Genomic DNA, 23,304 nt, shown 5'->3' with positions numbered 1-23,304 from the left:
TTTTGGATTAATTAACTTGTTTAATATAGAATATATTGCTCGTAGTGAGGACTTTAGTCCTCAAAATCAGGGCTAAAGCCCTTACTACAAACACAAAGACAAATCCTACCTTTAATCCAAAATCTCCAACTTACTGATTTATCAATTACTTGAACAGTTTTTCACAAATACAATTCCACTGTATAACTGAAAAGCTGCATCCCAATTAGTATTTTCCCTCCTAAATAATTGAATATGAGAGGGAATTTGATTTAGCACTTCTGTTTGATCTAAAACTGTTTCTCCAAAAGGTTGAAAATCTGACGAAGTTTTAACTTGAGGTATTTTTTGCTCAACCCAACTCATCAAACTATTCCAATTAATTCTAATTGTGTTTTGTGTAGTTTGGGGAGTGATTTCTAAACCTTTTTGAAATTCATAGCCATTGTCATAAATTCTTAAAATACTACGTCTTTCTGGTAGGTGTAAATCACAAAATTGGTAATAGTCTTGAGTTTGGGTTTTACGTTCTAATTTACCGCGAACATTAATATCTACTACCTGTTCAAAAATAGGTAAAAGTCCTACAACTTTGGCAGTTACTTCTGACCATTCAAAACTCAAAGAACCAAGTTGATTTTCTGAACTGACACATACAACTTTTGGGTTAGGTGATGATTCAGAAAAATATTGCACTTGATATACTTGAATTTGTTGAATTTGGGATATTTTTAACCAAAAACAGGGAATCCCAGCTTGTTGTAATTGTTTGCCATAAAATTGCATTTCGCCTATTTTTCCTGTGCGGTATACTCGCCAACTGCGACTAGGTAACATGAGTCTAGCTGAGTAAGTATCAATTTGCATAATTTGGGCAAATTTGGGTGCAGCTAAGGTTTTTAGTTCATTATTAATCGGTTCTAAAACTAAAATTCCTGGTTCATTATTACTTGGTTCTGCTATTGCTTGAGCAATGGCTTTTTGTCTTTCTGTTTGTTCAAAATCTTTGATTCTTTGTATACCTTGACGTGCTTGGGAAATGATTTTATTATTGATGGTCACTTTCAAAAGTTGACGATAAATTTTTTCTGCTTCTTCTCGCTTTCCATAAACTTCCTGTAACCGTGCGAAATAAAATTGCACCCAAGGATCTTCCGGTGATTGTTTGAGTAATGGTTTAATTAATGTAACGGCGGTTTGATAGTCCTTACGTTCAAAGGCGGCGATCACTTCTTCCAGCATGACTTTATATAAACTTAAATGAATTTCTCACGCCTAGAGCGTCGATTCAGTAATGCTAGGTAATCTGTTTTTACCTTGTAGGGGCGAAGCATTCGGACAGAATATCAATGGTTTTAGCGATAGGTTATCACCCTAATGCTTCGCCCTGACGATTAATGAATCGGTGTTCTAGAAGTAAAGACGCAAACAGCGTTATCTTGATCTTGGTGCGTGAGATATATCATTTATACCCACATTCGACAAATTACATTCACTTCTGAATAATTATCACAAAGTATTGCGGTTTATGCCTCACAAGCAGCCGTAATCAAGGATAATGCTACAATTGGGGCAGTGACAGCGCGGAGAATACGACAACCCAGGGAAACAGGCTGAAATTTTGCTTTTATAGCCATTTCAATTTCCTTATCTGTCCATCCTCCTTCTGGTCCTGTGGCAATGACAATTTCATCTATATTTTCACCAGAGAGATTATTTAGCACTTTTGTTAAATGTGGATAATTTCCCCGCGCTTCACAAATATAACGCTGATTTGCTGCACTTGCATTTACAGCGGTGCTAAAAGCTACAGGTTCTAAAATGGTAGGGACAAAAGCACGCTCTGACTGTTCCGCCGCTTCAGCAGCTATGCGTCGCCAACGTTCTAATTTTTGGGGACTGGGGTTGATGAGGGTGCGATCGCTCAAAACTGGTACAATACAAGATACACCTAACTCAGTACAACAACGGACAACATCATCAAAACCATTTCCTTTTGGTAAAGCTACCATCAAAGTTATAGATACAGGTAATTCTGTTTTCACTTCCAGTAATTCTAAAATCTCTCCTGTTTCTCCTTTTAAATGGGTTAACCACCATTTACCCATACCATCCATTGCGATAAATTTATCTCCATCTTGTAATCGCAAAACTCGCAATAAATAATGTTGTTGTTGGGGTGTTAATAAAATTTTTGTCTCTTGAATTTGGGAAATTTGAATTGTGATCCTTTGCATTTTTAATTATATTTTGTTGAGGTATAGATTTTAGTAGAATGAAACTAAGCTGGAAAATAAAAAACCTTTTGTGTGTAAATATTATAGTAATTGTAGTATTTTTAATAGGATTAATGGCTGTATTTCCTACACCAGTCATAGCTGAGGAAAATACACCAGACTGGAGTTATGCAGGTGCAGCAAATCCTACTCACTGGGGAGAAATCAGTTCTGAGTTTGCGCTTTGTAAACTAGGAAAAAATCAATCTCCCATCAATATAAATCATGCAGTAGAAGGAACTCCTGGAAAAATAGAGTTTAACTATCAACCCACACCTTTATTAGTTGTTAATAATGGTTATACTGTCCAAGTCAATTACCACCCAGGTAGCACTATGAAAATTAACGATGAGGAATATGAACTCATCCAGTTTCATTTTCATACACCTAGTGAACATACTATTAATAATAAAGCATCTGCTCTGGAAATGCACTTAGTACATCGCAATGCTAAAAACCAATTAGCAGTTGTGGGAGTGATGATGAATCAAGGTTCAGCTAATCCCTTAATTGATCAGATTTGGCAGCATATTCCCGCAGTGGGAAAAATCAATGACATGGAAAATTATACGATTAACGCTGCCAATTTACTACCTAAAAATAAAGATTTTTTCAGTTATATCGGTTCACTAACTACACCACCATGCAGCGAAAATGTCAAATGGAATGTACTCACAGAAACAACTCAAGTTTCTGAAGAACAAATTGCAGCTTTCCAAAAATTATATCAAGTAAATGCTCGTCCAGTACAACCAATCAATGGTAGAAAAATAGAATTTCACCCCTCATAGGTTAGTTATTATTTGTGGATTTTTATGGTTAATAATTCAGGAGTCAGGCGGGAAATTCCCACCTGCTCAGAAATCAGAATGTGTGAATAATCTGGAGATGATTAAAATTTTCTTAACCAAAGTAATTAGGTTCGTTCCCTGGTTTCCATTTAATATTGCAACCCACACTAGGAATTTGTTCACTGGTGACAGCTTGATCAACTAAAACGGCTTCAATTGCTGCGCGTAAATCTGCACCTGTGACTGGTTTATTATTACTAGGACGACTATCATCTAATTGTCCACGATAAACTAATTTTCTTTCTTGATCAAATAGGAAAAAATCAGGTGTACAAGCTGCTGTGTAAGCTTGTGCTGTTTCCTGGGTTTCGTCGTAGCACAAAGGAAATTTAAATCCCAACTCTGTGGACATTTCTTTTAAGGATTCAGGTGCATCATTTGGGTAGTTTTGAGCATCGTTAGCACTAATAGCAACTATTACCAAATCACTATTCAAGTAATCTTTTCCTAAATTGGCTAATTCTTGTTGGATATGCTTCACAAATGGACAATGCCGACAAATAAACATCACTAATAATGCTTTTTTATCTGCAAAATTAGCTAGTGAAATATTTTCTCCAGATACTACTTCTGGTAGATGAAATTCTGGTGCTTTAGTACCTAGAGGTAACATTGTTGAAGCAGTTAAAACCATAGATTCCCCTTTGCTTAATGCTAACAACATACCATAAATTTTTTGCCCACATTCCCAAATTAAAAAGACGAGAATTTTCCCGTCTCTCTAGTTTATCAATTGTTATGTAAGCTGTTATGTAAGCAGATTTTAATTATTTTCTACAGGCTTTTTAAAATTCCGATCACACCGTGTCCTGTGAATACTTCTAAGGCTATCAGAGAAATGAAACCAATCATAGCTAAACGACCATTGAGTAATTCTGCATAAGGTGTAAAACCTGTGCGATCGCCTTGTTCGTCTACATATACTTTAGGTTCAACTGCAAAGTTATTCATTTTGCCTTGATCGTCAATCATAGAACCGTTTGTAGCCATTATGTTATTTCCTTAACTTCTCTCTATATTAAGAACTGTAACAGATAAATTAATTTTTGTAAAGAATAAAATCTCTTTTGAGGGAATAAAAAAATAAAATTTGTAAATTTTCCACAGATAGCTGTTTTATGTGATAGAGTTTAATGTTATTTTTTAGGGAATTTAGCTAAAAAATGACACACATAAGTCATACAACTGAATTTCGCTATGCAGCGCAACACAAACCCAACCAGTTGATTTACGGAAATGGTCACATAGCTGTAATTACAGGTTGGACGGTCAAACAAGCGATCGCCAAACACCTGCAACCATCAGATTATGCAGTTATAGGACAGTTATACTCACCCACTAGGGGCATAAACTTACTAATTCGCAATTTGTTATTAAATCCTCATGTTCGTTCTTTGGTTGTCCTCAACGCTACCAAAGAAGATCAAAATGCAGGTGCTTCTCAATGCTTATTAGACTTTTTCCAAAATGGTGCTGAAGAAAGTTTAAGTGATAATGGGCGAAAATCGTGGGTAATTCGTTCTAGTATTCCTGGATATATAGATATTGATATTGATATAAATGCCTTAGAAAAATTGCGTCATTCCTTAAAAGTCGTAGAAGCAAAATCAATTGTAGAAGCAGTAGAAAAAATTAAATATTATGCCCAAAAACAAACCATAGAACCTTGGGGAACACCTTTAGAATTTCCCCTGTTAACTATAGAACCCACAGTATTACCAGGAACACGCTACGGACACAGAATAGAAGGAAAAACCATAGCTGAAACTTGGGTAAAAATCATTCATAGAATTAAAACCACAGGCACAATTAGACCTACAGGTTATGATGGCAAATGGCAAGAATTAATAGATTTAATGGCAGTTGTCACCGACGAACCGGAAGATTTTTATTTTCCTGAACCTAATTATTTACCAATAGATAGAAGTTTTTTAGAAGAATATGTTTCGCAAATTTTAGATGATGCACCCTATAGAGAAGGTGTGAAATATACCTATGGTCAGCGTTTGCGGTCTTGGTTTGGACGAGATCAAATTGAACAAGTAATTAATAAACTAATTGGAGAAATTGATGCTGCTAGTGCAGTAATGACTTTATGGGATGTGAAAGATCATGAAAAAGGTGGTAGTCCTTGTTTAAATCATATTTGGTTACGGGTTGTAGATAATGAATTATCATTAACTGCGACTCTCAGAAGTAATGATATGTTCGCTGCTTGGCCTGCAAATGCAATGGGTTTAAGGGCTTTACAAAAACATATTAGAGATGAAATTGCTGGACGTTCTGAATATGATTTGAAAATGGGACCATTAATAACTCTCAGTCAGTCGGCGCATATATATGATGATACTTGGAGTAATGCAGAAGAACTTATTAAAAAACAATATGTAGCTATTTGCAGAAAATTAGATTATGCTGACCCCGCAGGAAATTTTTTAATAGAAATAGCAGATGATGAAATAGTTGTCACACATACAACCCCTGGTAGTGGGGAAATAGTGGGTTGTTATTCTGGTAAAAATGCTTTGAAATTAGTCAGAGAAATTTGCGCCGCTTCCCCTGCAATACGTCCAGATCATGCTGCATATTTGGCGATAGAATTGCAAAAAGCCGCAAACTGTATTAAAATTGACAAGCTTTATGTTCAAGATCAATAAACGCTAACAAGCAACCATGTTGGCAACAATTTTAGAAAATTCTCATGCTGTCTAAAGGTCAGGGAGTATTTCATGTCTGTTTTGAGTTATCAAGATATTATTAGGGAGCTTGGTAAAGGTATACTTTTTCATCCTCTTAAACCAGGTAGTATAAAGGCTTGTGAATTATGTCTAACAGCTAGTGAATATGCTTATGCAATTGGATTACAGCAACGCTTGCCTATTGAAACGGAATCAAATCCAGATAACCCCAGCGAAAAACAGAAGTTTTTCTACATACCACCAAGAGATACTGCTCTAGTTTGGACTGATGAGGCAGTCGAACTCAGTAATCAATTTCGAGGACCACTTTATTCTGTGGTTAAGCTTGTATCGGAAGGTTTAGGACACATTGGCACAAGAGTAAATCCTAATTGGTCAGGTGTTCTTTGTATAGCCCTTCATAATCTTTCAGACAAAGAAGTCCGAATTAATGTCAAAGACGTTGAAAATCCAATTGCCCATTTAGCTATTGAAAAATTAAGTTCCAAGTCCCAAAATGTTACCCATCGTTCAAGTGATGCAAGACTTGATGTACTCATTGGAAGACCTAATGCCCAAGAAATCAATGACTATTTTGCCCAAAAACAAAATACTTGGATGAAGCGTGATTCAGATTTACTGAGAAAACTCATGGTTGAATCAGATGAGTATAAAAAACTTAAAAAAGGTGTTAAAGACACATTACTAGGTTTTCTAGGTTCAGATCAACAAACTCGGTGGTCAGCAATAGGATCGATAGCCGGCGCTTTGGGAATTATTATTTCATTAATTGCTTTGTTCAAATCTTCTGATTCGTCTACTTTAAATCCAAAAACAGATACGACTCCTCAGAGACAAGCAAATCCAAATAAAACAATATCTCCAGGATCAAATAGATGATTATACTATATTTTTATGCACAAAGATATTTATATTTAAAGCTCATATTTTTGTAATAAAACTAAAATTTGTTGTTTCAAAATTGAAAGAGATATATAGCGTTTCTCAGTCTCATGAGGTACACCCTAACTTATTTACTGTTCCCTGTTCCCTAAGACTAAAAAACTCTGTACCTCACTAGCTTGGTAAATGCTATAACTTGTAATGCAAGGTGACTAGGAAAAATGCACAAAGTATATATATCTGGTGCGCTGACTGACGTAGAAAATCCAATAGAAACTAAAGCACTATATGAAAAAATAGGTTCTGTTTGTGAAGAAATCGGTCTTCAACCTTATGTACCGCACTTACACACTGATCCAGTAAATAATCCCGATATTACTCCTCGTGAAGTGTTCGATAAAGATAAGCATCAGGTGAGTATATCAGACTTGGTTATTGCTTACCTTGGTTCGCTTTCTTTTGGTGTAGGAATGGAATTAGCTTATGCAGAGAGTAAAAAAATTCCTATCATTCTTTTGTACGAAACAGGTAAGCGGATATCAAGATTTCCTCGCGGTATTCCCACTGTTATTGCTGAAATACAGTTTAATGGCTGTGAAGATGCTTTAATTCAATTAAAAAACTTTTTATTCAATTGGAAGCCATAGCATTTAAGATTTTGATTGTCAGCAAAGCAGAATAGTAAAGTTTGAAATTAAAACACCATGCAAGATTTTTGCTCATCTGAAGAATACCATCAAAGACCAACATGGGATGAATACTTCCTGATGTTGGCCAAACTAGCAGCGACTCGATCAACTTGTCTTGCTTTTCCCGTGGGTGCTGTAATTGTTAAAAACAAGCAAGTAGTAGCCACAGGTTACAATGGTTCCCCATCTGGTTCAGCCCATTGTACAACTCAAGGATATTGCTATCCAGGTTTAAGTAGTTGTGATGCCAGTAAAATTCTACCATCCAGGGCTGTACACGCGGAAGCAAATGCCATCGCCCAAGCCGCAAAGTATGGTATATCTACAGAAGGTGCTAGTATATATGTAACATTAGAACCTTGTTTGTCTTGTTTAAAGCTAATTATATCTGCTGGTATTAAAGAAGTATTTTATGAAACTTCCTTTAATAGTGGAGAGAAAGCTTTAGTGAGAGATTCCTTTATTAAAGAAAGTTTGGTAAAAATTAAGCAGGTTCAGCTTTCTGAAGTTATAGCCCAAAAAGCAGCATCATTTTTGCTATCCTCCACATCTGTGAGTAATTTGGGTATTGAGTTTAAATCACAAAAATATAGTCAAACATAGTCAAATATAATCATTTGTGTTATGGTGCAGCATCCTCAAGAAAATATGTTCTCATCCAAGGACTATGAATCATATATCCTTAGTTACAAGCATTGAGGATGAATATTGAATTAAAACGAGCGCGGCAGGGTTCGAACCTGCGACCGATTGCTTAGAAGGCAATTGCTCTATCCACTGAGCTACGCGCCCAAGACTCGTATCTGGCTTTTGAACAAACCATCCTTGATTATTATATACGCTGTTCCTAGTAAAAAGCAAGATAGAATTAAATATTTCACAATTTTTATAACGAACCATCACCTCATGAACCAGTAGATGTAAACTAAAAAACGAAACCAAGTAGGTATTTACGATATATTGAGATGTCAAGGGGTAACTTTACCTTGAGTGCTAATCCTCTCAGACAGATATTTGGCAGATATCTGGTAAAGTATTTGGCAAACGTCTAATTTTATTTCACCATAATATAAATTATTATACTTGAGGCCATTTTGCCCAAATGAAAGACAAATCCCAAATCAAAACAGCCCCTGTGAGGAGTTAGTTGCTAGTGCCATGTTTATTCTTAAACGCCAGGATGTTGAAATATCTACCGTTCAGCACCCAACGCGAGATCAGAAGGTGCCGATCCTCCATTATCAGGGGCAAACCTTTCGCCTGATAAGTGTTTTTAAAGCTAGTCAAGAAGTTGAAGCCAAAACTCTGTGGCGATCGCTGACTGACAATAGAGGTAAAGCCTGTGTCTTGCTGGAAGAACCCGAACGCTTTAGCGTCTGGGGCAAAATTCGCTTGGAACAGCTAGACAGTGATACAGGTAGCCATAGCAATATTGAGATTTTGACATTGGCGAGTATTTTGCTCCTGCAAGCCGTTTATATGGATATTGAAGATTTATTAGGTAATCGACAAGCAGGTTTATTTGAAAAAGATATCACAGGGATATTACAGCAAAAACAATTGCCCCAAGCATCTTCCCCAGAGTCAGCCAAAGCTCTGCTAACTGTTGAACCCTCACAAATGCCCAAACTGCCTCCTTGGCAAGAAACTCATGTAATTATTCTCCTGGAAGAACTGCACCGACTAGGAAAAACATATTTTGGTGATACGAACTTTGCTCATCAATTAGAGGATAGGCTACAAGATATGCCAGAAGAAGAACTATTAATATTTATCGGTTGGTTAAATCAATCTCCACTGAGTAAACTTTGGCAGTAGGATGGATATTATTGGCTCACAAATGATTTCAGTGTTACCCAACTTCAGGTATCACATTGAGCAATTAATACTATTTCAATTACATAAGACCTTAATTATGTCAAAAATAGTAGTACAGTGCATTTACCTAGTGAAAACCTATGAGTAAATCCTACGACGATTCTTACAAAGCGAAAACCATTTTCACGACTCAAAGAATCATTTTGATTAGTATTGGCTGGGCAATGTTAGCCCTGTTATACTTCTTGTTGTTCAGCGCCAAAATCCCTGGTGGTCCCAACGGCGAAGAAATTCGTGAAGTTTGGTATTTACTAGGAACCAATATCTTTGAAGCTTCAGCTTACTTGGGTTCTGCTGTTCTCTGTTGGCGAAACTGGCAAAGTACCCAAATTATCAGCAGCCGAAAGGTTTGGCTGTTTATCGGCTTAGGTATGCTGGCTTATTTTATCGGTGGGATAGTTTTTGGCTATATAGAAATAGGTTTAGGCGAAGAACCGGATGTGTCTATAGCAGATGTGTTTTTTGTCATGACTTATATCTTCCTGGGTGGAGGTATGGCTCTAGCTTTGTTCTCCCGACGCATCAACTTAGAAAAATGGCAATGGTTAATTGTGTTTGCTGTTGGTGCATTAGGAAGTTTTGTGGCTTGGTTCATTTCTCAGCAAAATGCAGCACCATCCGCTCAAACAAGTGGTATTTTGATGCAAATAAAACTGATTTTAGATTGGTTTTATGTAATTAGTGATGTGTTGTTATTAATTATCGCTACAATCATGTTATTAGCGTTTTGGGGAGGAAAAGTTTCCCGGTCATGGAGAATGATTGCAGCCGCAGCATTTTCGCTCTACATTGCAGATATGTGGTTTAAATATGCCACTAACTATCTTCCAAATTATCAAAGTGGAGACATACTAGAAGTGTTCTGGGTGTTTAGTGGAGTGTTATTTGGTATGGGCGCTGCTCTGGAATACGAAGCATCATTGAGCCTCAAGCGGCGTACCAGTGGACGCAAACGCAGTTAACAAATTTTGGTGTCTACCGTGAGAAAATTAACAGATTCTGACAAGCAAGAAATTCTCAAGTTATATAGAGAAACTGCCGAAACTACCTCGACTTTGGCAGAACGTTATGGAGTAAGCAACTCAACCATTAGCCGACTGCTTAAAAGTACCTTACCCGAAGAAGATTACGAATATCTTGTTTCTTTAAAACGCGCTGCCAGAACCCCTGAAGGCAGAGCGCAGGTAAGTTACGAGCAGTTACCCCTGTTGAGTCAACAACCAAAAATCGAAACAGCACCTGTAAGCAGTGATCAACCTAGCTTAGAGTTGCCCAAGGTTGAACCACCTAAAACGGTCATCAAAGAGGTGAAAGAGGCTCCTAAGTCTGAACAAATTCCACCTCCTATCCCGGCTATTAGAAGGGTGAAAACACGCTCTTCTGCCACGGAAAAACCAGAATTGCCGGTAGCTAGGGAAATAGAAATCGTCCGACATCGGCCACCTGAAATACCCAGCATTCCCAAAACCATACTAGAGGATGAGGAGCCAGAAGAAAACGTCATCAGCAATATGTTCGATGATGATTTACTGGATGAGTCTGATGATTTGGATGATTTAGACGATGATTTGTTTGAAGATGAGGAGGATTTTGAAGACGAAGATTTTGAAGAACCTACACCTCTAGTTACCAGACGTAGACCAGGAGAAGGAGCAGTTCAAGTTTTACCCTTGTCTGTGGCATCTTTACCGAAAACTTGTTATCTGGTAATCGATCGCTCTGCGGAATTAATTACTAGACCACTCAAGGATTTTGGGGACTTGGGAGCTATTCCTACTATTGAAACCCAGCAGAAAACTCTGCCAGTGTTTGATAATCATCGCGTGGCCAAACGCTTTTCTACCAAACGCGATCGCGTGATTAAAGTTCCTGACAGTAGAATGCTGCATAAGGCTAGTAACCATCTCCAAGCCAAAGGTATCACTCGCTTGTTAATTGATGGTCAAGTCTACTCTCTGTCTCTGGTTTAGCAATGTTGCAGCAACCAACTGGTTATGGTGTAGTTATGGTGACAACTGCCACTGAAGAAGAAGCTAAGGCGATCGCTCAAACTGTGATCGAAGCTAAACTCGCAGCTGCTGTCAGTTTGTCACCCGTCTACTCTATTTACCGATGGCAAGGAGAAATTCACAAAAAGAATGAATGGCAGTTAATGATTAAGACTAATTTGGCGTTATTCTCTACATTAGCAGCCAAAATCAGAGAAATTCATTCCTATCAACTGCCAGAAATTATCGCTCTACCTATTCTCCTTGCTGGTACTGACTACCAACAATGGATCAATGAACAGGTAAAAATATAATAGTCTTTTCGTTATGTATAGCAGTCAGCAGTCAGAAGTCGTAAGGGCAAAGTAGGGGCGAAGCATTCGGAAAATAGCTTTGGAGAAAAATTAATAATTGTTCGCCCGAATGCTTCGCCCTTACAGGAGTCAGGAGTCAGAAATCAGGAGTTCATTTATTACCTATTCCCTATTACCTATTCCCTATTCCCTATAAATAATGACAAACGACTGCTCAAGTCTATAATGTCTTGTTTCCGAGCAATTTGATCCAGCCATTCTGAAGGAATACCTTCCACGCCATAATAAATTCCCGCTAACCCACCTGTCACCGCAGCAGTAGTATCCGTATCTCCGCCTAAGTTAACGGCTTGAAGTACAGCTTGGGCGTAGGATGAGCTATTTAAAAAACACCATAAAGATGCTTCTAGGGTATCAATTACATAACCACCAGAATTAATCTCTTTGATGGGTATATCAGCAATTTTTCCACTGAAAACTCTATCAAAATGGGGTTTTTCCAAGGCATATTCCCCACTAGAATAGAGTGATTGAATCTTGTCCAACCCTTGCAAATAAGCTGCTTTGGGTTCTATTCCTGCCAATAGCTCTACAGCAATACTAATATAAATGCCACAAGCCATTTGCGATCGCAGATGGCCATGAGTAATGCAAGAAACTTGATGGACTCGTTCTATTAATTCCTGAAAAGTCAAGGTTTGATAAAAATAAGCCATTGGCAAAATTCGCATTAAAGAACCATTGCCATTACTATTTTCACCAGTACCACCTGCTTTTAGGGGTGTTGCTCCTTGTTGCCAATTAATAATAGCTTGTCTGGTAGTTCCACCAATATCAAAAACTTTACCATGAGCGCCCCAATAACCTTCTGTGTACCAGCGGGAAAAGGAACGAGCTATAGCATCTAGGGAAAAACCATCACACAAACATTCTGCCAAACACAAAGTTAAAGAACTGTCATCAGACCATGTTCCTGGTGGTTGATGCCACGTACCATAACCTAACATAGATGTGACCGGAGATTTGAGACGTTCTGCACGACTTGTAAACTCCACCGGTACACCCAAAGCATCACCAACACACACACCCAGCAAACCCGATAATACCTTTGTAGTTTTTATCATCATTTTATATTGCTCAGTGACGATTAGTAAACTGTCATCTGATCACCTGGAATACTCAAAGATGGCAGTGTAACTATAACCAAGGATGCAAAAGTTTACTAAATACCGATAAGTTCAACATCTTGCATTAATAGTAACAATGAATTTAGTAAATTTTCAAATCATCTGGAACATTTCAACTTCCGATTCGACTTAGAATTTAACAGTAAAACTTCTAAATTGTGGTAAAACTTATGAAACGCTTACTCAAGTCTTTAGTGACAATTTCTGCTTTATCTTCCTTAGTAATTACTCCTGCATTTCTTTCCGTGGGTAAAGCTGCTGCCGAAACTCAAAAAGGCACAGATGCTAGTTATATTGGTGTTGGTGTAGCTGCTGGTGTTACCAGTGGTGGACAAGGTAACGATGATGCTACCTTTGGCGGCAATGTCACAGGTCGTTTAAAATTGGGAAATACTCCTTTTTCCGCACGGGGTAACGTCCTCTGGGGTGATGAAACAGCTGCTATCATCCCGGAAGTTTCTGTAGATTTACCCATTGCTAATAAAACCAATGTCTTTGTTACTGGTGGCTATTCTTTCGTAGAAAATGACGGTAAACCCACTCCCTTGGGTAATAGAGATTCTGTAGTTGTCGGTGCTGGGGTAGAATCTGAAGTTACTAAGAATTTCCTGGTTTACACTAACGCTAAAGTAGGACTCGGTGCTTATCAAAATAGTGATGCTTCTGCTGTGAGCATTAATGGTGGTATCGGTTATCGCTTTAAGTAAGTTGGTGATTGGTGATTGGGGACTGGGGACTGGTGACTGGGGACTGGGAAAGAAACATTAGTTATTTATTCTTCTAACTCCTGAACTCCTGAACTCCTGCCTCCTGACTGTTGATTTACATCTAAAATACTGAAATAGCTGGTTTTGTTAAGTGTGATATCACTAATGAAGCCGGCTTTTAACTGTGTTAAAATTAAGTTATTATTCATAATTCCGAGCGGATTTTTGGTGTTCTACCAGCAGAAAAAGTATAGCTAAATCTTTAATTATTCTTTAACTGCTGCATTATTGACAAACATACTACTGTAATGATTAACTCTGCGCCTTCTCCCGTTAGTACCCGTAAACCTTCTAAAGTTGAAGGTCTCAAAGAAAATAGTAATTTTTTGCGTGAACCTGTAGCGACTGAAATACTTCAGGATACAACCCATTTTAGTGAAGATGCTATACAGATTCTGAAGTTTCACGGATCTTATCAACAGGATAACCGTGATAATCGTGTTAAGGGACAGGAAAAAGATTATCAAATGATGCTGCGGACAAAAAATCCTGGTGGGTTGGTACCACCGCAGCTATATTTGGCTTTAGATCAATTGGCGGATGAATATGGTAATCATACGTTAAGAGCTACTACCCGCCAAGGTTTTCAGCTACATGGGATTTTGAAAAAGAATCTCAAAGCGGCGATCGCTACTATTGTAAAAAATCTCGGTTCTACTTTGGGTGCTTGTGGTGACATCAACCGTAACGTTATGGCTCCCCCTGCACCCTTTAAAAATCGCTCAGAATATCAGTATGCTTGGGAATATGCCCAAAATATCGCTGATTTGCTTTCACCCCAAACCGGTGCTTATTATGAAATTTGGTTGGATGGGGAAAAAGCCATTAGTGCGGAAGAACACCCAGATGTGAAAGCAGCACGACAAAAAAATGGCACTGGGACTATTTTTCATGATTCCGTAGAACCAATCTATGGTACTCATTATATGCCACGCAAATTTAAAGTTTGCGTAACTGTACCTGGTGATAATTCTGTAGATTTGTATTCCCAAGATTTAACATTGGTAGTAATGACCAATAAAAAAGGGGAACTCCAAGGTTTTAACGTCTTTGCTGGTGGTGGTTTAGGAAGAACCCACAATAAAGAAGAAACCTTTGCGCGACTAGCTGATCCGATTTGCTATGTGGCAAAAGATGATGTTTATGATATCGTCAAAGCCATAGTTGCCACTCAAAGAGATTATGGCGATCGCACCGACAGAAGACACGCTAGATTAAAATATTTAATCAATGATTGGGGTGTGGAAAAATTCCGCAGCAAGGTGGAAGAATACTTTGGTAAAGCTGTCGAACCTTTTAAACAATTACCCAAATTCAAATATCAAGATTTTCTGGGATGGAATGAACAAGGGGACGGTAAACTGTTCTTAGGTATTTCCATTGATAATGGTCGGGTAAAAGATGAAGGTTCTTTTCAACTCAAAACCGCTTTGCGGACAATTGTTGCACAGTTTAACCTACCTATTCGTCTCACACCAAATCAAAACCTGATTTTCTACGATATTGCACCAGAAGATAAAGAAGCAATTCAAGAAATTTTAGATAAATGCGGTATTATTGCTGATCCTAGTCAAATTGCAGCTTTAACCCGCTATGCTATGGCTTGTCCCGCTTTACCTACCTGTGGTTTAGCTATTACCGAGTCAGAAAGGGCAATTCCTGGTATTTTAGAAAGAATCCGGGCTTTATTAGATCAAGTGGGTTTACAAAAAGACCACTTTGTGGTAAGGATGACAGGTTGCCCCAATGGTTGCGCTCGTCCTTATATGGCAGAATTAGGATTTGTAGGTAGTGCGCCGGAATCTTATCAAGTGTGGTTAGGTGGTTCACCAGATCAAACGCGGTTAGCACAACCGATCATTGAAAAATTGCACCACAACGACATCGAAAGCTTTTTAGAGCCGATTTTTGTCTTCTTTAAAAAATCACGGAAAGGAAAAGAAAGCTTTGGGGATTTTTGTGATCGCATTGGTTTTGATGCTATCCGTGAATTTTCAGCCACTTATACACCGGGAGAACCCACCAGCAGCGGAAAATCACGTCATAGGGTGAGTTTACGAGATGATGTTTATTCCCAACTCAAAGAAACCGCAGAAAAACTCAATAAACCCATGACAGAGTTAGTACACGAAGCTTTGGATAAATATTTCCAAAGTCTGTAGAACCATATTCTCACGCAAAAGCTTTCTCTCGCTCTCTCGTTCCCAGTCTCCGACTGGGAATGTCATTATAGAGGCTCTGCCTCTACTTTAATAGAAGGCATAGCCTTCTAGAATTCATTCCCATACAGAGTATGAGAACGAGAAACGAGAAAAAAGAGCAGAATGTTTCACCTAAAAACGACTCAATAAGCCTAATTAGGGTTTGCTGAATAAACCTAAAACCTTGATATATCAAAGGTTAGAGGCTGATAAACACAGAAATTAGTGCAAGGGTTTTGAAGGGTATACCGGAAAAAGTGTGCATTTTTTGGGATTTCAAGAGATGGCAAAGAAATTTTCAAATCTCCTCCTGACTCCTGACTCCTGACTCCTGACTCCTATGCCCTCACGGAAAGACTTTCTCAGCAACCCCTAATTAGTTATCAATTTCCAAATTCAGTATATAGCGTCCTAGTTGTACCTTTTCTGACCACAATTCATAGTCAAGTCGCAGATGTTCTGGTAATTTTTGTCCGGTAAGATCTAAGCTATTAGTAAAGTTACGTAAACGAATAGGCTTGTGTGGTTGCAAAGATTCATTAGGCAACCAATAACGACTAATGCCATAAACGCCCTGTTCCCAGAAATGTCGGTAACTTACTTGAGTGTTACCTTGCATAGTCATAATGATTCGGTAGGGTGAAATTTCCAACCACAAAATTCTGGGACTTGTGGGGATTTCAACATTTTTTTTAGTTTGAGGAACAGGATTTTCTCGACTGCTTAAATTTCCTACTTCACAACTGATTAAAGGTGGTGCAGTCAATAGTAAGTGAAATCTGTCAGTATCTTTTTGATATAATGTTCCAGAAGTTTCCACTACGGACCAAACTGGTAAGTCAGTGGAAATAATTGATAAACAAATAGGTTTGCGGTGATGAGTGAGCATGGGAACGATAAGTGATAGAAGCAGTTGAATAAAATCAAACCAACACTAGGTGTTTTAAAAAGTTAGTTTAAACAACTAAATAGTAAAACCTGATTCATATTAACCGAATCTACTAATTTGTTAATCTACACAAATCAAGATGCAAACGGCTAGGATTGCAAGCTAAAACCCGAAAACAATGTTTTTTCTGGCTAGAATCAGTCTGTGGATCAAGGTTGTGAATATTTTTATCAAGATTTAAAAAAATGCTAGTCTAAACTGGGGCTGATTGGATTGGGTTGCGGACAATAAAAAGCGGTAGGATACTAGGAAGGAATTAACCAGTGGCGGCATTAGATGTCACTGCAAAATTTCCGGTCTATTCAAAAGCTAGTGTATCCTAATGTTGGCTGCTATTATAACATTACAAACTCAAGAAAACGCTTCTCAAAACTTAATTATTCAGCGTCCTCCCTCTGGACTGTCTCTACAAGGTCGTATCAGTATTCCTGGGGATAAATCTATTTCCCATCGGGCTTTGATGTTAGGTGCGATCGCTGAAGGTGAAACTGAGATTCAAGGACTGCTTTTAGGTGAAGATCCCCGTAGCACTGCTCACTGTTTCCAGGCGCTGGGTGCGGAAATTTCGGAATTAAATACCCAGTTGGTGCGGGTGAAGGGTATTGGTTTAGGTAATTTCCAAGAACCAATGGATGTATTAAATGCGGGTAACTCTGGTACAACTATCCGGTTAATGTTGGGTTTGTTAGCTTCCCATCCAGGGCGGTTTTTTACTGTGACTGGTGATGACTCTTTGCGATCGCGTCCTATGTCCCGTGTTGTTAAACCTTTACAACAAATGTCCGCTGAAATTTGGGGACGCAAAGGTAATACTCTAGCACCTTTAGCAGTTCAAGGACAAGCACTCAAACCGATTCATTATCATTCACCCATTGCTTCAGCGCAAGTGAAGTCTTGTATTTTACTTGCAGGTTTAAACACCGAAGGGAAAACAACAGTCACCGAACCCGCTTTATCAAGGGATCACAGTGAACGGATGTTAAAAGCTTTTGGGGCAGAATTAAGTATAGACCCGGAAACTAACAGCGTTACCGTGACGGGAAATGCCAAATTATACGGGCAAAAAGTTGTTGTTCCTGGTGATATTAGTTCTGCGGCTTTTTGGTTAGTTGCGGGTTCTATTGTTCCTGGTTCTGAGTTGGTGGTGGAAAATGTCGGTGTTAACCCCACCCGCACGGGAATTTTAGAAGCTTTGGCTATGATGGGTGCAGATATCCAGCTAGAAAACCAACGGGAAGTTGCAGGGGAACCGGTTGCAGATGTGCGGGTGCGTTCTAGTCAGTTAAAAAGCTGTACCATTGCTGGGGATATTATACCGAGATTAATAGATGAAATTCCCATTTTAGCCGTAGCTGCGACGTTTGCCGAAGGGACAACTATTATTAGAGATGCGGCAGAGTTGCGAGTTAAAGAGAGCGATCGCATTACCGCAATGGCGCAACAACTCAATAAAATGGGTGCAAAAGTGACAGAATTACCCGATGGGATGGAAATTGTTGGTGGTACTGCTTTGGTGGGTGCGGAAGTAGACAGCCATACAGATCATCGCATAGGTATGAGTTTAGCGATCGCTGCTTTAAATGCTAATGGAACTACTACCATCCACCGTGCAGAAGCGGCTGCTATTTCTTATCCTAATTTTACCAGCACTTTGGTAGAAGTTTGTCGGTAAAGGTGACAGGGGATTTTCAATTTTCCCCTGTTTTTTATATATCTCACGCAAAGACGCAAAGGCGCAAAGAGGAAGATTGAGGTTTTTGATCACTCGTCTGTAAAATAGTCTGAATCTATTTTTTTAATCTCGTAAATAGAGACAGTTGATACACCGACATGATTATCAATCATTAATTGAGCTAATTCTTGTCCATCTATTAAAACAATCTTACTATCTATTATAGATACATATTCTCTAGCATCTTGAGAAAATTTAGAAGTGGTGATAAAAACACCTTTTCTCGCTCTTTGTCCATGTAAAGCACCGACAAATTTTTGAATTTCCGGTCTACCAACAACTGTATTATCCCATCTTTTAGCTTGAATGTAAACAATATCTAAACCTAATTTATCTTCTTTAATTATTCCATCAATTCCCCCATCACCAGCTTTACCAATTGCTCTCCCTGCATCACGTCTTGAACCACCATAACCCATTTTTACCAGTAAATCAACTACCAATCTTTCAAAAAAGTCAGGTGAACAACTTTTGACACGGTTCAATAATTCTAACTCTAATTCTTTTCTAATTTTTTGATAACCAAACTCTATGGATTCTTGGGGTGTAGTTTCCAAAATTTCTGAATCTTCCGTAATTTCTGATTCTGATTTATCATTATCTTTTTTAATAGTTTTAAATTCTATAAATTCCGGAAATTGATTAAGAAACTTGACATTAATTTCAGGGTTATTTTGCTTTAAAATTTCTTTTCCCCTGTTAGTAATTTGGAAAAATCCTCTTTTGGGAGACTCTAATAAACCAGCTTTTTTTAAATGAGTTCTCGCCCATCCTACCCTATTATCAAAAACCGCTTGTTGTCCACTAGATAATAATTCCTTTCGTTCCTCATCACTCAAATTAAAAACATCAGCTAAAAATGTAATAGCATCTCTTAAAGAATGTTCCTTTCCATCACCAGCATATTGGAGTAAAGGAAGCATAACAGATTGAAAATCAGGAATAGACATTGTTGTTTATAATAAATCTACTATAATTTTTATACCACACTCTTGCGCTCTTCTCTAGCGATCGCTGCTCTTAATGCTAGTGGTACTACGACTATTCACCGTGCAGAAGCGGCTGCTATTTCTTATCCTAATTTTACCAGCACTTTGGTAGAAGTTTGTCGGTAAAGGGAATAATATTAAAATCCCACTACAATAATCCTATAGGGGTTTAGCAATGCTAAACCCCTACCCATAGCTATGTGATCAGCAATAATGTTAATATAATAATGGATTTATTGCAGGAGCTACAAATCAATGACTCAAGTAATTGCTAAAAAATCCTTATATGAATCTGATTATTTACATTGGACTCAAGAGACTATAGCTAAATTAAAAGCTAGGGACTTTGAAAATGTGGATGTTGAGAATTTGATAGAGGAGATTGAGGATTTGGGGCGATCTTATCGGGATGAATTGGAAAGTCGTTTGGATGTATTATTATCGCATATTTTGAAACGATTATATGTTCCTTTAGTAAATGATTACAATGGTTGGGAAAGAACTATTAGAGAACAACGTAAACAAATTAAACGACGTTTAGCAAAGTCACCTAGTCTTAAAAATTATTTGCCTGAAATTTTTGACGAGATCTGGCAAGATGTACTCAAGGAAATCCGAGAAGATTATCCACAGTATGAGTTTCCTGATTTATGGCAGTTTGATTGTGATATTGACACATTATTAAATGACATTTTTTGGAGTTAAATATTTTGAAGTAGTTAGCGATACTTACGGTAAGCTACCACTAACCCATCTCTCCACCTCACCAAACAGCGATCCATCTCCTTCATCCCAAAAAATCGCACCTTCAATATCTCAATAGACATCTCCGAAAATTAAATATGCGTAACCTGAAACCCATTCGTAGGGACAATTCATGAATTGTCCCTACATCTTTTTCGGAGAGTTCTATTACACTCTTTCTCTCTTCTCTGCGTCTCTGCGCCTCTGCGTGAAATAAAATCTATAATATAGACAATAAAAATCTACAATTACAATATAACTTACAACCTTATGAATACCCCCCATCGTCCGCAAATTCTCAAACCTACTGAAACCTACACATTTCGTAAATACTTTGATTTAAGATTTGCACCTGCGGACATTTTACAAGAACTAGGATCAACCTTAATCAAAAGTAATATTAATTTCCCAACCACTAACAATCAAATTACTAGACTAAATGACTTAAAAGAAAGATTAGAAGAAGCAATTCAAAGAGTCAGTTTAACTAGCGAAGCTGCACGCAGAGAAGTATTAATTGCTCCTATTTTATTAGAAATTGCCCACATTACCCAAGCAACAATTAATATAGAATATCCCATAGAAATAAATCAATTTTTGCGAGGTGACTTAGATTATTACCTGCAAACTCAACATCAAATATTAGTGGTAGAAGCAAAACAAGCAGATTTAACAAGGGGTTTTACTCAACTTGCAGTAGAATTAATTGCAGTCAATGAATGGATATCAACAGATGAACCAATATTATATGGTGCAGTCACTACAGGGGATATATGGCAATTTGGCAGTTTTCAACGTGATACTAGAATCATAACTCAAGACTTAATGTTATATCGAGTTCCCACCGACTTAGAAATATTAATGAAAATTTTAGTAGGGATTTTAGCATAAAATTCCCGACTTCTTAATTTTCTTAACAGAAGTCGGGGATCTTAAACTTACTCTTTCACCTTGGGTTTCACCGTCGAAGCAACATGAAGTTCTTTCAACTGTTTTGCATCCACACCAGCAGGTGCATCTGTTAACAAACAGCGTGCTTGTTGCGTCTTGGGAAAAGCAATTACATCACGAATTGATTCTTCTCCAGCTAACAACATTACCAAGCGATCTAAACCATAGGCAATACCACCATGAGGAGGTGTACCATATTCAAAAGCTTCTAACAAAAAGCCGAATTTATTTTGTGCTTCTTCGGTAGATAAACCAATGGTTTCAAACACCTGAGATTGCACTTCTCTTTGATAAATTCGCAGACTGCCACCACCCACTTCAAAACCATTTAAAACCAAGTCGTAAGCTTGAGCGCGGGCGGTTTTCAAATCATGCAAATCATCGGGATGGGGTGCGGTAAATGGGTGATGTAATGCTTCTAATCTTTTCTCATCTGCATTCCATTCAAACATCGGGAAATCTGTAATCCACAGAAAGTTATTTTTTCCTTCAGGAATTAAATTAAATTCCCTAGCCACAAACTGACGCAACCGATCCAATGTTTTATTTACTGTTCCTATATCAGCAGCAGCAAATAATAATAAATGACCGTCTTTTGCACCAGTTCTAGTTAAAATTTCCTGCTTTTGTTCCGGTGTCAAATTATCTTTAATCGCGCCAATGGTGTCAATTTCTCCATTTTCCCGCACGCGAATATAAGCTAAACCTTTAGCTCCCGCTTCTGCTGCTTCTTTGAAAATGTCTCCACCTGGTTTAATGCGAACATTTGAAATTGCATCATTACCGTTAGGAATAGGTAGAATTTTCACAATTCCACCTTTAGAAATGGCATCATTAAAAACTTTAAAACCGGAATCTTTTAAAACATCAGAAACATCAACTAATTCTAAACCGTAGCGGGTATCTGGTTTATCACTTCCGTATTTATTCATCGCATCTTTATAAGTTAGACGCGGAAAAGGACGGGGTAAGTCAATATTTTTGACGGTTTTGAAGATGTGACAAACTAATTTTTCGTTGAGTTCTATTATTTCCTCTTGAGACATGAAACTCATTTCCATGTCTAACTGGGTAAACTCCGGTTGTCTGTCTGCACGCAAGTCTTCATCACGGAAACATCTCGCAATTTGATAGTATCTATCCATCCCGGATACCATCAATATTTGCTTGAATAGTTGCGGTGACTGGGGTAAAGCGAACCATTCCCCTTCATTAACGCGACTGGGAAGAATATAATCACGCGCACCTTCGGGAGTGGAACGGGTAAGTACGGGTGTTTCTATTTCAATGAAACCTTCGTTATCTTCTAAATAACGACGCATTGCTTTCACGACTTGGTGACGTAACTGCATATTTTGCGCCATGCGATCGCGTCGTAAATCTAAATAACGATATTTTAACCGCAAGTCTTCCCTCACATTTTCTGTATCTGCGGTGGAAACCTGAAAAGGTAGCTGTTTACGCACAGCGTTGAGGATGTGAATTTTATCAGCGTAAATTTCTATTTCACCAGTAGGAATACGAGGATTTAAAGATTCTGCGGGGCGTTGGGTAACTCTACCAGTAATTTCTACAACGTATTCATTACGTATGGTGTTAGCCAGTTCGTAGGAGTCTGGGGTGCGTTGAGGATCGCTGACAATTTGCACAATACCAGAGCGATCGCGTAAATCCAAGAATATCACACCCCCATGATCGCGGCGACGGTCTACCCAACCGTATAATGTTACAGTTTCTCCAATATGCTCTTGTCGGAGTTCGCCGCAATAGTGAGTTCGCATAGTAATTTAGTTCTTTTTTCCGGGCTGTTAGTAAATGTTAAGGCTTTCCTATTATCTAGCATTAACAGTCATTGTATTCATTTCTGGTTAAGAAAAAACGGCAAAAATGCTAAACTGGTTAGTTGAAGTCAGGATTAAGAAAGACCGTAATTATCGTAGCACTGGCAATCAAACCGAAAGCCAGATTAACCAGTGACTGCGTAGCTTGCCTGTATACCTCAAATTTCTCATTTGATTTTGCCACATCAGCTTTCAATTCTTCGAGTGAATTTAAGATTTTTTCTTGCAACTCTTCTTGTGACATTTTGTTGATCTCCTTAGTTAAGGATTTTGATATGGGTTTAATAGACAGGAGTTCAAGAGTCAGGAGTCAGGATATAAAAATTTTCCCCAGTCCCCAGCGATGCACTGAGCTTGTCGAAGTGTCCCCAGTCCCCAGTCCCCAGT

The 23,304-nt window shown here is 38.1% G+C and carries 25 protein-coding genes and 1 tRNA gene; 15 read left to right on the top strand and 11 right to left on the bottom strand.

Annotated elements, in window-relative coordinates:
* Positions 1-141: 141 nt before the first annotated feature.
* Positions 142-1,221: a tetratricopeptide repeat protein gene (locus tag H5968_RS18315; protein WP_187041102.1), complete on the bottom strand. Its 1,080-nt coding sequence runs from the start codon at positions 1,219-1,221 to the stop codon at positions 142-144.
* A gap of 284 nt (positions 1,222-1,505) precedes the next feature.
* Positions 1,506-2,216: a 16S rRNA (uracil(1498)-N(3))-methyltransferase gene (locus tag H5968_RS18310; RefSeq protein ID WP_187041101.1), complete on the bottom strand. Its 711-nt coding sequence runs from the start codon at positions 2,214-2,216 to the stop codon at positions 1,506-1,508.
* Between the two features lie 68 nt (positions 2,217-2,284).
* Between H5968_RS18310 and H5968_RS18305 the strand changes: the two genes are divergently transcribed.
* Positions 2,285-3,046: a carbonic anhydrase gene (locus tag H5968_RS18305; protein WP_255427182.1), complete on the top strand. Its 762-nt coding sequence runs from the start codon at positions 2,285-2,287 to the stop codon at positions 3,044-3,046.
* Between the two features lie 112 nt (positions 3,047-3,158).
* On the opposite strand, the gene H5968_RS18300 is transcribed toward H5968_RS18305, so the two are convergent.
* Together H5968_RS18300 and H5968_RS18295 are read right to left on the bottom strand one after the other, a co-directional pair.
* Positions 3,159-3,740: a thioredoxin family protein gene (locus H5968_RS18300; protein WP_187041100.1), complete on the bottom strand. Its 582-nt coding sequence runs from the start codon at positions 3,738-3,740 to the stop codon at positions 3,159-3,161.
* 140 nt (positions 3,741-3,880) lie between these two features.
* Positions 3,881-4,096 (bottom strand): chlorophyll a/b-binding protein, encoded by a 216-nt coding sequence (locus H5968_RS18295; RefSeq protein WP_137666841.1) that lies wholly within the window; start codon positions 4,094-4,096, stop codon positions 3,881-3,883.
* Positions 4,097-4,269: 173 nt separating this feature from the next.
* Between H5968_RS18295 and H5968_RS18290 the strand changes: the two genes are divergently transcribed.
* The 4 genes from H5968_RS18290 (at position 4,270) to H5968_RS18275 (ending at position 7,979) form a co-directional block, all read left to right on the top strand.
* Positions 4,270-5,763, top strand: a complete 1,494-nt coding sequence (locus H5968_RS18290) for a thymidylate synthase (protein WP_187041099.1) — start codon at positions 4,270-4,272, stop codon at positions 5,761-5,763.
* A 72-nt stretch (positions 5,764-5,835) separates the two neighbouring features.
* Positions 5,836-6,684: a hypothetical protein gene (locus H5968_RS18285; RefSeq protein WP_187041098.1), complete on the top strand. Its 849-nt coding sequence runs from the start codon at positions 5,836-5,838 to the stop codon at positions 6,682-6,684.
* A 224-nt stretch (positions 6,685-6,908) separates the two neighbouring features.
* Positions 6,909-7,334, top strand: coding sequence for a nucleoside 2-deoxyribosyltransferase (locus H5968_RS18280; RefSeq protein ID WP_096571546.1), 426 nt, complete (start codon positions 6,909-6,911; stop codon positions 7,332-7,334).
* Positions 7,335-7,391: 57 nt separating this feature from the next.
* Positions 7,392-7,979 (top strand): dCMP deaminase family protein, encoded by a 588-nt coding sequence (locus H5968_RS18275; protein WP_187041097.1) that lies wholly within the window; start codon positions 7,392-7,394, stop codon positions 7,977-7,979.
* A 116-nt stretch (positions 7,980-8,095) separates the two neighbouring features.
* On the opposite strand, the gene H5968_RS18270 is transcribed toward H5968_RS18275, so the two are convergent.
* Positions 8,096-8,168: transfer RNA gene (locus tag H5968_RS18270), tRNA-Arg, on the bottom strand.
* 366 nt (positions 8,169-8,534) lie between these two features.
* Between H5968_RS18270 and H5968_RS18265 the strand changes: the two genes are divergently transcribed.
* The 4 genes from H5968_RS18265 (at position 8,535) to cutA (ending at position 11,556) form a co-directional block, all read left to right on the top strand.
* A complete protein-coding gene (locus H5968_RS18265) occupies positions 8,535-9,194 on the top strand; it encodes an Npun_F0813 family protein (RefSeq protein WP_187041096.1) in 660 nt (219 codons plus the stop codon).
* Positions 9,195-9,334: 140 nt separating this feature from the next.
* Entirely contained in the window at positions 9,335-10,216 is an 882-nt protein-coding gene (locus tag H5968_RS18260) for a hypothetical protein (protein WP_187041095.1), read from the top strand.
* Between the two features lie 18 nt (positions 10,217-10,234).
* On the top strand, positions 10,235-11,224 hold the full coding sequence (locus tag H5968_RS18255) for a transposase (RefSeq protein WP_187041113.1): 990 nt from the start codon (positions 10,235-10,237) through the stop codon (positions 11,222-11,224).
* A 2-nt stretch (positions 11,225-11,226) separates the two neighbouring features.
* The gene (gene cutA, locus H5968_RS18250; protein WP_187041094.1) at positions 11,227-11,556 is read left to right on the top strand and encodes a divalent-cation tolerance protein CutA; all 330 of its coding nucleotides are present in this window, start codon (positions 11,227-11,229) and stop codon (positions 11,554-11,556) included.
* Positions 11,557-11,732: 176 nt separating this feature from the next.
* Here the strand turns inward: cutA and H5968_RS18245 are convergent, their stop codons facing one another.
* Complete coding sequence (locus tag H5968_RS18245; RefSeq protein WP_096572810.1) at positions 11,733-12,680, bottom strand: ADP-ribosylglycohydrolase family protein; 948 nt, start codon at positions 12,678-12,680, stop codon at positions 11,733-11,735.
* Between the two features lie 233 nt (positions 12,681-12,913).
* On the opposite strand from H5968_RS18245, the gene H5968_RS18240 reads away from it, so the two are divergent.
* Positions 12,914-13,450, top strand: a complete 537-nt coding sequence (locus H5968_RS18240; RefSeq protein WP_187041093.1) for an autotransporter outer membrane beta-barrel domain-containing protein — start codon at positions 12,914-12,916, stop codon at positions 13,448-13,450.
* Between the two features lie 65 nt (positions 13,451-13,515).
* Here H5968_RS18240 and H5968_RS18235 read toward each other — a convergent pair whose 3' ends face one another.
* Positions 13,516-13,659 carry a hypothetical protein gene (locus tag H5968_RS18235; RefSeq protein WP_162501934.1) on the bottom strand — a complete coding sequence of 48 codons (144 nt, stop codon included), beginning with the start codon at positions 13,657-13,659 and terminating at the stop codon, positions 13,516-13,518.
* Between the two features lie 99 nt (positions 13,660-13,758).
* Here H5968_RS18235 and sir point away from each other — a divergent pair, with 99 nt between their 5' ends.
* Positions 13,759-15,672: a sulfite reductase, ferredoxin dependent gene (sir, locus tag H5968_RS18230; protein WP_187041092.1), complete on the top strand. Its 1,914-nt coding sequence runs from the start codon at positions 13,759-13,761 to the stop codon at positions 15,670-15,672.
* Positions 15,673-16,087: 415 nt separating this feature from the next.
* Here the strand turns inward: sir and H5968_RS18225 are convergent, their stop codons facing one another.
* The gene (locus H5968_RS18225) at positions 16,088-16,600 is read right to left on the bottom strand and encodes a hypothetical protein (protein ID WP_187041091.1); all 513 of its coding nucleotides are present in this window, start codon (positions 16,598-16,600) and stop codon (positions 16,088-16,090) included.
* Between the two features lie 382 nt (positions 16,601-16,982).
* Between H5968_RS18225 and aroA the strand changes: the two genes are divergently transcribed.
* Positions 16,983-18,332, top strand: coding sequence for a 3-phosphoshikimate 1-carboxyvinyltransferase (gene aroA, locus H5968_RS18220; protein ID WP_187041090.1), 1,350 nt, complete (start codon positions 16,983-16,985; stop codon positions 18,330-18,332).
* Positions 18,333-18,421: 89 nt separating this feature from the next.
* Here the strand turns inward: aroA and H5968_RS18215 are convergent, their stop codons facing one another.
* Positions 18,422-19,315, bottom strand: coding sequence for a restriction endonuclease (locus H5968_RS18215; protein WP_255427181.1), 894 nt, complete (start codon positions 19,313-19,315; stop codon positions 18,422-18,424).
* Between the two features lie 69 nt (positions 19,316-19,384).
* On the opposite strand from H5968_RS18215, the gene H5968_RS25825 reads away from it, so the two are divergent.
* The 3 genes from H5968_RS25825 (at position 19,385) to H5968_RS18205 (ending at position 21,016) form a co-directional block, all read left to right on the top strand.
* Positions 19,385-19,507, top strand: a complete 123-nt coding sequence (locus tag H5968_RS25825) for a hypothetical protein (protein WP_255427180.1) — start codon at positions 19,385-19,387, stop codon at positions 19,505-19,507.
* A gap of 129 nt (positions 19,508-19,636) precedes the next feature.
* Positions 19,637-20,086: a DUF29 domain-containing protein gene (locus H5968_RS18210; RefSeq protein ID WP_096571529.1), complete on the top strand. Its 450-nt coding sequence runs from the start codon at positions 19,637-19,639 to the stop codon at positions 20,084-20,086.
* Positions 20,087-20,395: 309 nt separating this feature from the next.
* The gene (locus H5968_RS18205; protein ID WP_137668649.1) at positions 20,396-21,016 is read left to right on the top strand and encodes a hypothetical protein; all 621 of its coding nucleotides are present in this window, start codon (positions 20,396-20,398) and stop codon (positions 21,014-21,016) included.
* A gap of 47 nt (positions 21,017-21,063) precedes the next feature.
* Here the strand turns inward: H5968_RS18205 and aspS are convergent, their stop codons facing one another.
* A complete protein-coding gene (aspS, locus tag H5968_RS18200; protein WP_187041088.1) occupies positions 21,064-22,857 on the bottom strand; it encodes an aspartate--tRNA ligase in 1,794 nt (597 codons plus the stop codon).
* Between the two features lie 118 nt (positions 22,858-22,975).
* Positions 22,976-23,161 carry a hypothetical protein gene (locus H5968_RS18195; protein WP_187041087.1) on the bottom strand — a complete coding sequence of 62 codons (186 nt, stop codon included), beginning with the start codon at positions 23,159-23,161 and terminating at the stop codon, positions 22,976-22,978.
* Between the last annotated feature and the right edge of the window lie 143 nt (positions 23,162-23,304).

This window comes from Sphaerospermopsis sp. LEGE 00249, assembly GCF_014299995.1.
Lineage (GTDB): Bacteria > Cyanobacteriota > Cyanobacteriia > Cyanobacteriales > Nostocaceae > Sphaerospermopsis > Sphaerospermopsis kisseleviana.
The sequence above is the reverse complement of the archived record's forward strand: the minus strand, read 5'-3'. Positions and strand labels throughout refer to the sequence as shown.